Here is a 14,052-nt window from a genome sequence, read left to right as displayed (position 1 = left end):
TCGCGAGCAGCAGGGATAACTTTCAGATTTTTAATCTATTTTGAGGCTGTAGATATTTCCTCCAGCGCCTTTTCTAGATTCTTCACCTATGATAAGCGTTTTTGCATTTTTGAAATAAACAGATTCTTTTTGTGAAGCATAATCCAACTTAATCTTATCTGATTTTCCATTAAAAAAGTCGTCCTCTTCAAAATCTGAAAAGAGAAAAACCTTATCGTAAGTGAGTAGCACCATTTTTCCCGATTTTGGATCATAATCTGCGCTGGTGACTTGACAGTCTGAGCTATCATCGCAGGTTTTAAAGCTTCCTATTTTTTTGGCAACTTGAGCGCCTTCGGCGATGGGGAGTTTGTAGCAATTTGTAGTGCCGTCAAAATCTGAAGAGCGATTTCTGGTAAAGAGATACAGATGGTCACCCTTTACAAAAAAGGCTTCGATGTCGTAGTTGCGATCTTTCTTTTTTGGCGGAAATTTCTTCTGATCTTCTAATGTGAATGGTATCGCTTTCGCGAAAGCGGAAACCTTTTCCTTATCCATTTCATCTACATTTGAGATCCAATAGATGACTAGATTCTTGCGCAGGTTCCCATTATTGCCAAAGTCCCCAATAAAAAGATCGTTGCCCCTGCTGGTTAGATCTTCCCAATCGCGGTTACCATAGTTCTTAATATCAATCTCTTGAACAATTTTACCCGTAGACGCACGAACTCCAAAGACGCTCGAGGCACCCTTGGAGTCGTTTATAATATACGTCAAGTCACTATTTTCTATAGTTTCCATCCCAGAGTTCTCCCGTAGGAGTTCTGGGAGCGTACTCACGTAGGTGAGCTTTCCATAGTTTGTCTCATCTTGACATTGAACCTGTAGCGCGACCAATAGGAAACTTAGAATGGGGATGTAGCGCATTATGCCTTATCATAAGATGCAGCGGTTTTCTTGCGCCACGCGTCTAGCATCCAACTCGTTTTTTCCAGTTCTCGTATGTAGGCTCCGGTAAGATCTATGGTGCCTTCATCATCTCCAGCATCTGCGGTCTCTACCACTTTGCGCATCTGGATGAGCAGTTTCCCGTGGTCTTCTAATATTGCATTTACCATCTCGCGGTCAGACTGGTCTGCACTTGCCTCTTTAAGATTAGAGACTTCGAGGTAATCGGAATAGTTACTTAAGGGTTGGTGTCTTAAAGTTAAAATACGTTCTGCAATTTCATCTACTTTAAGCTTTGCATCGTCGTATAGCTCTTCAAACTTCACGTGGAGGTCAAAGAAATTTTCTCCAGAAATGTTCCAGTGGAAGTTGCGTAGTTTTTGATAATATAAATGATAGTCGGCAAGGAGGACATTAAGAGTACCTACGGTGTCTTTTGTTTTAGCGCTATCTAAGTTTAAATAATTCATAATATGTATAATTTTGGTAATTGTTTAAAATTAGTGTGCAGTGGTCTAAAAGTAAAGGATATACTGGCGTTTATCATAACTTTAACTTGCCATTTTGAGTTCTTTCACAAGTAGCTTGACCTAGGATTGAACCATTTCTTTGTACACAGTTTCCCTCTAGAAAACCTATATTTGTGTCAGATAGAAAATTGCTTCAATTCTCAATGACAAATCACGTCTTATCTTCTTTAAAAAATACTCGGGTTCTTGTAACTGGTGCGGCTGGTTTTATAGGATCAAACCTGTGCGAATTTCTGATTGAACACGGGGCTATGGTTACGGGACTCGATAATTATGCTACTGGACATAAAAAAAATCTGGATGCAGTAATGTCTCACGAGCGCTTTACTTTTATAAACGGCGATATACGTGATATGGAAGTTTGTAAGCGTGCTGTCTCTCAAGTGGATTATGTATTACATCAAGCGGCCTTGGGAAGTGTACCACGTTCTATACAAGATCCTGTAACCTCTAATGAGGTAAATGTAGGAGGGTTTCTCAATATGCTTGTTGCGGCAAAAGACAATGGCATAAAGAGATTTGTATATGCGGCAAGTTCATCTACTTATGGGGATAATGCGTCCTTACCTAAAGAAGAAGATGTTATCGGGAAACCGCTCTCGCCGTATGCTATTACAAAATATGTGAATGAGCTATATGCAGATGTGTTTCATAAGACCTATGGGCTTGATAGTATTGGGTTGAGGTATTTTAATGTTTTTGGGCGTAAGCAAGATCCTAATGGTGCATATGCTGCTGTAATCCCAAAATTTGTGATGCAACTCCTGAAGCACGAGTCTCCTGTAATCAATGGCGATGGCTCATTTTCTAGAGATTTTACATACGTCGATAATGTCATACAGGCAAATATCCTTGCAATGCTCACAGAGGATACCGCGGCTATGAATACGGTGTATAATGTAGCCTTTGGAGAGCGCACAGATCTTAGTACATTAGTTGCATCATTAAAGGAGTTGCTTGCACGCTTTGATAGTAAGATAGCTTCTGTTCCGGTAAAGCACCGTGAGCAACGTTTAGGTGATGTTCCTCATTCTCTCGCCAGTATAGAAAAAGCGCGCAGGTTGCTAGGTTATGATCCAGCATATAGTTTTGAGGAAGGACTTTCTGAAGCTGTAGCTTGGTACTGGGAGCATTTAAAATAATAACGATTGATATGAGTCCGCTTTCGCGAAAGCGTAAACCCAAACACCCTTAACAATGAACACACCTAAAATTGCAGTCATAGGTTTAGGCTACGTCGGATTACCTCTGGCGAGACTGTTTGCAACTAAATATCCTGTTGTAGGTTTTGACATCAATCAAGAACGCATTACCGAACTCAATTCGGGAAGGGATAGCACTCTAGAGGTGGCAGATGAAGATCTGAAATTAGTGCTTAAAGCCGAGAATAATGCTGAGAATGGATTGTACAATTCGGCTCAGGTTGAAGATATTGCAGCCTGTACATATTATATCGTTACCGTTCCTACACCAGTAGATAAAAATAATAGGCCAGTACTAACGCCGTTGTACAAGAGTAGCGAGACAGTGGCAAAAGTGCTTAAGAAAGGAGATATTGTGATTTATGAAAGTACTGTTTACCCTGGTGTGACGGAGGAGGAATGCATTCCCGTCCTGGAACGTGTGAGCGGGCTTAAATTTAATGAAGATTTTTATGCTGGCTATTCGCCAGAGCGCATAAATCCTGGCGATAAGGAGCACACGGTAGATAAGATTTTAAAAGTTACCTCTGGAAGTACGCCAGAAATAGGTAAGAAAGTGGACGCTCTATATGCTTCTGTAATCACAGCGGGCACGCATCTTGCCCCTACGATCAAAGTTGCAGAGGCGGCAAAGGTCATTGAGAATTCACAACGTGACATTAATATTGCGTTTGTAAATGAGTTGGCCAAAATTTTCAACTTAATGGGAATAGATACCCACGATGTACTAGAAGCGGCGGGAACCAAATGGAATTTTCTCCCTTTTAAACCAGGGCTCGTAGGAGGGCACTGTATAGGTGTAGATCCGTACTACCTTGCTCAAAAGGCACAGGAATTAGGTTACCACCCAGAGATTATTCTGGCAGGACGCCGTCTAAACGACAGTATGGGCGCTTATGTAGCGGCAGAGGTCATAAAGTTGATGTTGCAACACGATATAAAAGTAAAAGGTGCAAACATCCTGTTACTGGGAATTACGTTTAAAGAAAACTGCCCAGATGTGCGCAATACAAAAGTGGTTGACGTAGTTTCAAACCTGAAAGATTATGGAGTAGACCTCACTATTTATGATCCCTGGGCAAACCCAGAGGAGGTGATGCATGAGTACGGACTAAAAACAACAGACGTATTACCCAAAGGCAGTTATGATGCGATTGTACACGCAGTTGCACATAAAGAGTTTAGAGATATTAATTTTGAGTCACTTAGAGCTACCGCTTGTGTGACGTATGATGTAAAGGGCGTTCTGGAAGGAAAGGTAGATGGCAAATTGTAATTTTGGCAAGTAATACCTCCTTCCATAAAGATGTAGTTTTTAAAGCGGCGGTCGAGGCTGGACGAGCGATAATGGAGGTGTACGGCACGTCTTTTAATGTTCAAACTAAGAAGGACGCTAGCCCAGTAACGATTGCAGATGTGAAGGCGCACGATATCATTGTCGCAGCGCTCAGCACAACTCAAATTCCCATCTTAAGTGAAGAAGGAGAAATTCCTCCTTATGAAGTAAGAAAGTCGTGGGAAAGGTGCTGGATTGTAGATCCGCTGGACGGGACAAAGGAGTTTGTAAACAGAAATGGAGAATTTACAGTGAATATTGCTCTGGTAGAAGATGGAAAGCCCATTTTTGGCGTTATCTATATTCCTGTGTTGAGAATGCTGTACGTGGGTAATGTGGTTGAAAATAAAATGGAGAAGGTTGCTGTGACAGAAAATGGAACATTACAATGGGATGAGGCTACCGTTTTTTCTGCTTTCGCAAAATTGTCTCGCGGGCAGACAGGAGCGGAAATCCCAACATCAGGTATACGCATCGCAGCCAGTAAGTCACATATGAATAGAACCACAGAGCGATACATCAACAAACTGAAAGAAAAATACACGACGGTTGAACTTGTAAGAAGAGGAAGCTCATTAAAATTTTGCCTTCTCGCCGAGGGTGAAATTGATGTATATCCGCGTTTCTCACCCACAATGGAGTGGGACACTGCCGCGGGACACGCGATATGCAATGCTGTGGGTATTGCTGTGATAGATGAAAGCACAGGAATGGAAATCGTATATAATCGTAAAGAAATGAAGAATGGGAGTTTTGTGGCTGAAAATAGGAGTATATGAGTAGATTGCTCAAAGATTCCTTTCTTGTTGTAGGAACAAAAATCATCGCACTTTTGTTAGGTTTTGTTTCTAGTATTTTTTTTATACGACTTTTAGGTCCAGATGGTAAGGGAGTATTAACCCTAATCGAGATAGCCGTAGGATTTTTCATGATATTGACTACTTTCAATATTAATTTGAGTCTTATCCATTTTATTGCAAAAGAGAAGTTACCTACGGAGAAGCTATTGGGAGTGGCTTTTATTGTAATTGGAATAAGCTTGCTGTCCTCTCTCACAGTCTTGACCGTCCTTTATTTTTTAGGTTATCTTGATCTATTATTACCTTTAGAAAACTTGAAGACAAATGTAATATTACTCGCAATTTTGTTAGTAATAAACGAAATCAAAGAGGTGTTGAGTGCCTTCTTGAGAGGATCCAAGAGTTTTGAAGATTTATATAAATCTACGCTATATTACTCTTTTTTAAGGCTCTTTCTTTTTGGTGGATTGTTTTTTTGGTCGCATTATTACGATAATTACATATCTGAGTTTGTTCTGTTTTGTCTTCATATAGTAACAATAATTTTTATCACACTTTCTATACTTCGATTTTTCAAGACTAAATATTCATGGCGTATTGATTTTAAAATTACGTGGTTAGAGTTGAGACCGTTGTTACTTTTTTCTGGAATAGGTTTCCTTACTGCAATTTTAAATTTCTTAAGTCTACGCATCGATATTTGGCTAGTGGATAATTTCTTGTCTATCGAGCAGGTGGGGTTTTATGCTATTGCCTTAGGACTGTCTGAAATGGTTGCTCAGATTCCAGGGGCTTTGCGTACGGTATTGTTGCCATATTTATCTAGTGCAAAAAATCGTGAAGAGCGCATGGAAATTTTACTTTTTTTCTCCCGTATCACAGTATCTGTAACTTTAATGATTTCAATAGCACTTTTTTTTATGGCAGATTGGCTGGTTCCATTTATTTACGGAGAGGCTTTTGTATCCGTTGTTACTCCTTTTAAAATCATCCTTTTTAGTATGGTTATTTTTTCTTTTAAAGGGATCTTTATCATGTATAATATCGCGAGGGATTTACAACGAGTATCATTTTGGTCTAATATAGTCGCTATTCTAATTTTGATACCTTTTGGTTTGTTTTTAATTCCGAATTATGGAATAGAGGGTGCTGCCTTAGCGGTATTAATTTCATTTACTGTTAGCACGCTTTTTATCTTTGTGTCAGTCATGATGATTGATAAATTGCCGTTGCGTAATTATTTTGTAATTACAAAAAAAGAATGGCGACCTGCAGTTAATTTTATTATGAGTATGCTTTCGCGAAAGCAGAATTAAGATGATTTCATGAAGAGTTTTGTTTGCATTATAAGAAAGTCTAAATTTTTTCAAAGCGATGCTAGGTTCTTTGTAAAAGAAGTGTGTGCCCAAGAAACCAAGATTAATTTCTCTGGTGGAAGTCTAAGATGTACTCTAGAAAACAAATGGAAAGGCGAGGAAGGTATCAGTATAAATGGGAATACGATTACCCTGTTAGAGGGACTTATATATGAGCATAAGAAAAAGTATATCTCTAAGAATACGCTAGAAATATTCTCCAAAGAATTAAACGCGGACCGTGCAAATATTGCTCATTTTAATGGTGACTTTAGGTGTAGTGCAATAAACTCATCTGAGGTTTTTTTTGCAACCAATAAGATCAAGTCAAAAGATATTTTCTATTTTGATAATGACGAGTATCTTGTATTTTCCTCTCACATATCTAGAATTGTTGAGGTACTCAAAAAAAACCAAGTTAAATTTACTCTAGATAATGATGGTGCGTATTTACTATTAAGTTATGGGTATATGCTAGGAAATATTACGCCTATTTCCGAGATAAAGCGATTAGAACCTGGATGTACCGCTACGCTTACAAATGAGGGACTAAAAATTTTAAATTATTTTAAGTTTACGAACAGGTCAGATATAGAGCTTTCAGAAAATGAGTGGATTGAGAAGCTTGATAGCGTCTTTAGCAAAGCTATACGTAATGAATTTCAGAAAGACTTAGATCACGGATTTAAGCATATTGTTACCTTAAGTGGAGGTATGGATTCCAGAATGGTACTTGCTTACGCGAAGAAATTGGGGTATGATGATATAACAACTTTTTGCTTTTCACAATCAGGGCATCTTGAACATAAAATTGCAGAGGAAGTCGCTCATTTTTTTAATACTGACTTCAAATTTGTAGGTCTAAATGGTGGAGAATATCTTAAGGAAATTGACAGGCCTGTGCAATTTAATAGTGGTACAGTAAACTATGATGGAGGAAGTCACGTGATGTATGCTCTTTCCCAAATCGATTTGAACCAATTTGGCGTGTTACATACGGGTCAATTAGGAGACGGTCTTTTGGGTACTTTGCTCTCGGGTAGCAACTATGTGGCCCCAAAACGACTGAAGAGACTTGAATTGAGGGAGATTGAAGAAAATGTACTCCCCTATGTACAAGATGAGCTTAAAAAATATGCTACACACGAATTATTTCAATTGTACAATCGTGGGTTCAATTTAGTTTTTAACGGTTATAGAATGATTGAACAAAATATCTCGTTTTCTTCAGCATTTATGGATGAAGATTTTATAGAACTTTGCCTAACGATACCACCTAGTCTTAGAAAAAACAGAGAACTTTACATTAAGTGGATCAATAGAAAATGCGCAAGTGCGGCTCATACTAGGATTGCTTCAAACGCAATGAGGCCCCTTGAAAAATATTTAACTTATCCATTTAAGGTTATTCCTCTTATCTTGAAATATTACAACCTTTTCTATTTTAAAATTGATCCAAGACGAGCTGTTTCTATGATTCCCACTAAAAAGTGGCTACATGAAAATAAGAGTTTGCGTAATTATCAAGATGATTATTTTAAGAACAACCTAAACTTGCTAGATGATTATCCAAAGCTTCTAGAATTGTGTAACTCAGAATATGATAGGAAATATTTACAACGCTTTAAAGTGTTAACACTCCTCGCAGTATTAAATAATTTTTTTAATAAGTCATGAGTAACATGAACACTATCTTATTTGTTTCTTCAATAGATAAAGATGCTCTTTTGGGTGAATTGATTTCTCGATTATCTATTAATGGAGGCCAATATTACCGATACTATGTTCTATCCGGAGAATTGAAGATGTATGAAAATGGTAATTGTAAAGTAGTGATTAAAGGCAGCAAATCTTCAGCCTCAAGACCGAAAGCAATATTAAGGGCAAGAAAATTAATACCTCTGCTTAAGGAAGTACAGATCGTCCATTATCATTTTATTGACACTTTAGTACCTCTAATTGACTTTTTTATCATAAGAAAAAAGCCATTGTTTAAAATTGCTACTGTGTGGGGGTCAGATTTCTACAAGGCCTCGGGAATAAAGGCTAGAATAAAAAGTATATTATACCGCAATGTTCAGACAATCACTTTTACTAACGATAATACCAGAAAGGTTTTTTTAGAGCACCATGTTAACTTGTCTGTCAATTTTAGAACAGTACGTTTTGGATTATCTATACTGTCTAATATTGATTCTCAACTTAATGATTATAATTCTTCCAAAAATAGAAAGAACTGGAATTATCGAGAAGAGGATGTTGTCATAGCCATTGGTACTAATGCATCGCCGAATCAAAATCACCTCAAAATCTTATCAGCTTTAAATTCTTTACCTGAAAATGCAAAATCAAATTGGCGTTTTATAATCCCTCTAGGATATCCCAATGTATCACAGACATATTTAAATGAAATTAAAGAACAAATAAAGGCATCCCATTTAGAGAACTGTAGATTAGATTTTGATTATTACAAAGGTGAGCAATTAGCTTCTTACAGATTATTGCCAGATGTTTTGATTCAATTACAAACTACGGATCAGTTTTCAGGAGCAATGCAGGAAACCCTTTTTGCAAAGAGACAAATAATAACTGGAAGTTGGTTACCTTATAATCTGCTAGTTCAGAAAGGAATATCATTCTCCTTATGTAATACTTTTTCTGAACTCCCCGAAATACTATTAAATATTATTCAGAAACCTATTTCAGAGTCGGACAGAATTAAGAATAAAAAGATTATAAGAGAATTATCTCATTGGGATGAAGTATTTCTGAGTTGGAATAAACTCTATACAATTGATTAAGAAGTAAATTGACATTCTGTTTTGAAAAAAAAAGTTCTCATCATATCCTACTCATTCCCTCCTTCTAATGCTCCTGCAGCTCAGAGGCCATATACAATTGCTAAGTATTTAGATAAAGATAAATACGAGGTTACGGTAATTACTTGCGGTAATCAGGATGCTTCTTTAGGGTTATCGACATTTGAAAGTAAGGGTTTGGATAAGGTTCAGGTGATAAAAATTAATGCTATTGATTTGTCAAAATTTCGAAAGATTAAAAAAAGCTCAATGGTTGACAAAACAATGAGCGAAAAAAAGGGGTCACTAAAAATGCGCCTTTTCAATGTGTTAGTTCCTTTTGTTTTTCCAGATAAAGGGGTTTTTTGGTATTGGAATATGTTAAAATATGCTAGGAGCAACAGGAATATACTTGCACCAGATATTGTATTTTCTACATCTCCTCTTTTTTCTAATCATTTGATAGCTAGATTATTTTTGAGAGCTACTTCTAGTCCTAAACATATTGTTGATTTTAGAGACTTCCATTGGACAGTAAATGATAGCAGACAGAAAGAGAAAACGTCACGCTTACATCATTTTTTAGAGCGACAAATTTTAAATAGAGCTAATTTTTTAACTTTTATTACAAATCGGATGAGAGATATCTACGTGTCTTCTTATCCTGATATAAGCAATAAATGTGCTGTAATCTATAATGGATTTGATCAGGCGGATTATGATCGTATTGATTCTATTTCAGAGAGTAAGAAACTAACATTTTTTTATGCAGGTTCTTTTTATGGAGGTAGAAGGGATCCAAAACATTTCTTGAGATCTTTAGACACGCTCTTATCAAGGAAATTAATTAAATCTGACGAATTTCAAATAGAAATTGCTGGTAATTTTGAGACTCAAAATATCGACGAATTGACTCAATTTAAATCATTTAAAAACATAAATTTTTTAGGTGCGCTTTCGCGAAAGCGGGTATTAGAACGTGCAGGCGCATCACATGTATTGTGGATGATAGAGGTAGATAGCAAAGAGTTCCAGAATAGTGTCCCACTAAAGTTTTTTGAATATTTAGGAGCTCGAAGACCCATCCTTAGTCACTCAAATTCATTAGCACATTCTAATGAGATAATTGATAAGATCAATTGCGGATGGTGGATTGATACGACAGATACTTCTGACGAAAAGAGTTGTCGCATTATTGAAAGTATTTTTAAGAAATATAGGGATCACGAGTTGAACGAACCATTAAATATTTCAGGGCTCGAGAAATATTCTAGAATTAGTCAAACCCATCAATTTGAAGAGTATTTTGATAAAGCGTAGCCTCATATCGTTGTTTATAGGGTTGTCTTTCATTACGAGAACCTTGGTTGGAGCTGACGGGAATGAGGTTTTATCGAGACTAACTCTATCTGATGTTTTTGGATTTTTAGCCATTTTATTCGGACTGTCTTCCATTATAATGGGATTTAAAAGGATAAAACAGTACAGTTTTCTTCCTGAGGCAACGTTGCTAACTATTCTTTTGTTTTTTATGCCCATCTTGTTTTCTTATAATAAGCTTGCTACTTTTTTAGAATCAGGGATTATTCTTTTTCTATTTTTAATTTCCATTTTGATATTTGAGACATATAAGGATCATTTCAAAGAAAAACTTGTCCCGTTATTAATTTATACATTTTTAGGGGCGTCTATCTTGGGCTACTATGACTTATTTGCTGGTCTTTTAGGATTCCCTAGGATATTTACTGGTAGAACAGCAGGAGAACCATTATCTGGCTTTAAGAATGCGGGTCAAGCGGGAGCTTACTTTCTTATATTTATTACTATGCTAGTTCCAGTGCGCTTTAGCAAGCTTTTTCAAAAATTATCAATGAGCAACAAAAGGGTTCTCAACATTTCTCTTTTTGCTGGGATTATTTTTTTACTATTAACAGCTAAAATTGCTGCATATGTAGGCTTAGTTTCAGGTTTTTTTCTATTCTTTTTATGGAATAGAAAGTTTAAAGTATTATTAGGGAGCGCGGTTTTTATAATTATTGGAATATTACTTTTTCCCTCATTAAAAGAGATTATGCCTCAAACATACGACAGAATCACTTATAAATATCAGAATAGAATTATTGATAACATTTACGAAGGTCCGGATGAATTTTTCGAAGACAATTATGGCGCAGCGATTCAGGCCTTCGAAGAAAGACCGTTGATAGGTTCTGGCATTGGTGCCTTTTTTCAAAGTTATCACGAGAACGAGGTACACAGTACCTATCTCAAAATGCTTGGTGAGACTGGATTGTTGGGTACTTTGGGTTATGTAATTTTCGTTGTATCATTCATTAAATTATTTCTTAAAGCAAATTTGAAAAGGAGTGATAATGAATATATGGATTACCTCAGGGTTGTGACCCCTTTTATCATAGGCTGTTTTGTTAGCTGGGCCTATACCTATCATTTTAGAAAAAGAGAATTTTGGATTCTTGTGGCTGTCGTGCTCATTGCTAATTATTGTGCTAGGCAACAGGTCTTAAATAAAAAACTAGAGGAAAATGAAGTTCCAGAAACTCTATAATAATGCTCCTGTTTTCATACAGAGTCTTATGATAAGCGGTTATAACTATCTGGCTTATAAAAAGAGATATGGAAAACATTATCCTAATTACTTGAGACAATACAAAGAGAATCGGAACCTAAGTATAGATCAGTTGGAAAAAGATCAATCTAGGCGGTACACAGAATTTGTGAACGCTACAATGAAGCATTCTCCATTCTATAGCACATTATTTAAAAATATTATAGATCCCACTCATTTAGATAACATTAGGGAATTGCCTATTGTAGATAAAGAAATACTGCGACAAAACTTAGCAGACGTTCATACTATTACTAAGGAAGAGGCAGTCGTGTCTAAAACAGGAGGAACAACGGGTAAATCCTTAGAGGTTTATTTTACTAAAAATGATATGCAAGAACGTTTTGGGATGCTGGATGCTTTTAGAGCTTCTCACGGCTATAAATTGGGAAAACGTACGGCGTGGTTTAGTGGCAAAACACTTTTAACAGCAAGAGATATAAGGAAAAAAAGATTTTGGAAGCAAGACTTTTTGTACAATGTAATGTACTATTCCACATTTCATATTCAATCCAGAACAAGCTTAGCGTATCTCAATAATCTTATAAAATTTGAGCCCGAATTTATAGTAGGATTCCCTTCCTCAATTCTCGATATTGCTAACTTTGGTTTACAAAATAACATTGACTTTCCGCCGAATACAGTAAGCGCAATATTCCCAACAGCTGAAAACGTTGATGATCATACAAGAGAAATATTAGAAAAATTTTTTAAAACCAAAGTTTACGATCAGTACGCCTCCTCAGAGGGTGCTCCATTTATAATGGAATGTGCAAATCAAAATTTACACCTAGAACTTCAAAGTGGCGTCTTTGAGGTATTAGATGATAATAATAAGCCTGCAAAAGAAGGAAGACTTATTGTAACCTCCTTTACAACACACGGCACACCATTAATACGTTATGATATAGGTGACCGCATAAAGCTTAGTGATGATCGTTGTTCTTGCGGTAATAATAATCCTCTGGTTGAGAAAATATTGGGACGTTCAAACGATTTTTTATACGTTCCAGAAATTGGTAAAATTAATTTGGGTAATCTTTCCAATACACTTAAAGATGTTAATGGGGTTGTCCGTTTTCAGGTCGTGCAGAACACTTTAGATACTCTAGAAATATACGTACAGCGAGATGAGGTGCAGTATACTAAAAAAGATGCTGTGACATTTGTAGAAAACTTACGAGAACGTGTGGGAAATTCTATGGAGTTGAACATAAACTATATAGATGAGATTCCTCGTGAGCATAGTGGTAAATACCGTATGATTAAGAATAACTGTGTACATCTCATAGCTTAAAATGAAACAAAAAAAACTCATACGCCTCACGACAGTCCCTATCTCTTTGGACAAACTTCTGGAAGGACAGTTACGGTTTATGAATGACCACTTCGAAGTGATTGCGATTTCTGGCGATGAGCAGTACTTGAAAAAAATAACTCAAAGGGAAGGCGTGCGCTATCGTACCCTAGAACTTACACGTAAGATCACTCCTTTAAATGACCTTATAGCTGTCTATAAATTGTACAGAATTTTAAGAGACGAACAACCAGAGATCATTCATACACACACTCCTAAGGCGGGAATCGTAGGAATGCTCGCAGGAAAAATGGCGAGAGTCCCATTACGGTTGCATACCGTTGCAGGTCTTCCATTATTAGAAACATCGGGATTAAAAAGGATCGTTTTAAATACGGTAGAAAGACTCACATATAAGTGTGCCACGGGCGTATACCCTAATGCTTTTGGCCTTTCAAAAATTATAAAAGATTTACAATTTGCACCTCACAATAAACTCAAAGTCATAGGCAACGGAAGCTCAAACGGAATAGACACAGCCTACTTTAATCCTGAGGATTTTAGTCTGGAAAAAAGTAACGAACTCAAGCAAAAATTAGGCATCCCGCAACAAGATTTTATATTCGTTTTTGTGGGTAGGCTGGTTTCAGATAAAGGGATAAACGAATTGATAACTGCCTTCATAAACCTTGCACAGAGTGAGAGCAAAGTCAGTCTAGTTCTCGTCGGGCCTCTGGAGACAGATTTGGACCCATTGGCACCTCAAACACTTTCGGCTATAGAAGATCACCCTAAAATTTTTAAACTAGGCTATCAGGATGATGTTCGTCCGTATTACGCTTTCGCGAAAGCGTTATGCTTCCCCTCCTACAGAGAAGGCTTCCCAAATGTTGTCCTCCAGGCGGGAGCAATGGGCTTGCCCAGCATTGTGACAGATATAAATGGTTGCAATGAGATTGTGGAGGATGGGTACAATGGTCTTATCATACCGCCTAAAAATGCAGAAGCCTTGCAGAAAGCAATGGAAAAATTGCTCCATAATGAATCGTTGCGCTCAAAAATGTCAAAAGTGTCTCGTAGTAAAATTACAGATAATTACGAGCGAAAAGTTGTCCATAACGCCATCCTTAGCGAATATCAAAGACTATTGCCTAACGAATAACGAGAAAACAATATCTTTG

12 protein-coding genes are annotated in these 14,052 nt (G+C 37.0%); 10 read left to right on the top strand and 2 right to left on the bottom strand.

Translation table 11 applies throughout. The features are described from left to right. Positions 1-30 precede the first annotated feature (30 nt). Together EAX61_RS00170 and EAX61_RS00165 are read right to left on the bottom strand one after the other, a co-directional pair. Positions 31-906: a hypothetical protein gene (locus EAX61_RS00170; RefSeq protein ID WP_121915638.1), complete on the bottom strand. Its 876-nt coding sequence runs from the start codon at positions 904-906 to the stop codon at positions 31-33. Further along, positions 906-1,397 carry a Dps family protein gene (locus EAX61_RS00165; RefSeq protein WP_121915637.1) on the bottom strand — a complete coding sequence of 164 codons (492 nt, stop codon included), beginning with the start codon at positions 1,395-1,397 and terminating at the stop codon, positions 906-908. Before EAX61_RS00165 ends, EAX61_RS00170 begins: the two co-directional genes overlap by 1 nt. Before the next feature lie 203 nt (positions 1,398-1,600). Between EAX61_RS00165 and EAX61_RS00160 the strand changes: the two genes are divergently transcribed. Genes EAX61_RS00160 through EAX61_RS00115 form a run of 10 tightly spaced genes read left to right on the top strand, consistent with a single transcriptional unit; the run spans position 1,601 to position 14,033 of the window. Continuing rightward, on the top strand, positions 1,601-2,599 hold the full coding sequence (locus EAX61_RS00160) for an SDR family oxidoreductase (protein WP_121915636.1): 999 nt from the start codon (positions 1,601-1,603) through the stop codon (positions 2,597-2,599). Between the two features lie 55 nt (positions 2,600-2,654). Beyond that, complete coding sequence (locus EAX61_RS00155) at positions 2,655-3,935, top strand: nucleotide sugar dehydrogenase (protein WP_121915635.1); 1,281 nt, start codon at positions 2,655-2,657, stop codon at positions 3,933-3,935. 2 nt (positions 3,936-3,937) lie between these two features. After that, positions 3,938-4,774, top strand: coding sequence for a 3'(2'),5'-bisphosphate nucleotidase CysQ (cysQ, locus tag EAX61_RS00150; RefSeq protein ID WP_236641957.1), 837 nt, complete (start codon positions 3,938-3,940; stop codon positions 4,772-4,774). Next, positions 4,771-6,111, top strand: a complete 1,341-nt coding sequence (locus EAX61_RS00145; RefSeq protein ID WP_121915634.1) for an oligosaccharide flippase family protein — start codon at positions 4,771-4,773, stop codon at positions 6,109-6,111. The genes cysQ and EAX61_RS00145 overlap by 4 nt, the downstream gene beginning before the upstream one ends. Before the next feature lie 9 nt (positions 6,112-6,120). Continuing rightward, positions 6,121-7,827: an asparagine synthase C-terminal domain-containing protein gene (locus EAX61_RS00140; protein ID WP_121915633.1), complete on the top strand. Its 1,707-nt coding sequence runs from the start codon at positions 6,121-6,123 to the stop codon at positions 7,825-7,827. A gap of 5 nt (positions 7,828-7,832) precedes the next feature. Next, positions 7,833-8,951, top strand: a complete 1,119-nt coding sequence (locus EAX61_RS00135; protein ID WP_161555132.1) for a TDP-N-acetylfucosamine:lipid II N-acetylfucosaminyltransferase family protein — start codon at positions 7,833-7,835, stop codon at positions 8,949-8,951. A 21-nt stretch (positions 8,952-8,972) separates the two neighbouring features. Beyond that, a complete protein-coding gene (locus EAX61_RS00130; RefSeq protein WP_121915631.1) occupies positions 8,973-10,268 on the top strand; it encodes a glycosyltransferase family protein in 1,296 nt (431 codons plus the stop codon). Beyond that, positions 10,243-11,514: an O-antigen ligase family protein gene (locus EAX61_RS00125; protein ID WP_147448309.1), complete on the top strand. Its 1,272-nt coding sequence runs from the start codon at positions 10,243-10,245 to the stop codon at positions 11,512-11,514. Before EAX61_RS00130 ends, EAX61_RS00125 begins: the two co-directional genes overlap by 26 nt. After that, positions 11,492-12,871 carry a phenylacetate--CoA ligase family protein gene (locus EAX61_RS00120; RefSeq protein WP_121915629.1) on the top strand — a complete coding sequence of 460 codons (1,380 nt, stop codon included), beginning with the start codon at positions 11,492-11,494 and terminating at the stop codon, positions 12,869-12,871. Before EAX61_RS00125 ends, EAX61_RS00120 begins: the two co-directional genes overlap by 23 nt. Before the next feature lies 1 nt (position 12,872). Next, positions 12,873-14,033 carry a glycosyltransferase family 4 protein gene (locus tag EAX61_RS00115; protein WP_121915628.1) on the top strand — a complete coding sequence of 387 codons (1,161 nt, stop codon included), beginning with the start codon at positions 12,873-12,875 and terminating at the stop codon, positions 14,031-14,033. Positions 14,034-14,052 lie beyond the last annotated feature (19 nt).

This window comes from Dokdonia sinensis (assembly GCF_003688895.1).
GTDB lineage: Bacteria > Bacteroidota > Bacteroidia > Flavobacteriales > Flavobacteriaceae > Dokdonia > Dokdonia sinensis.
Note: the sequence above shows the minus strand (reverse complement) of the source record. Positions and strands in the feature narration are given on the sequence as shown.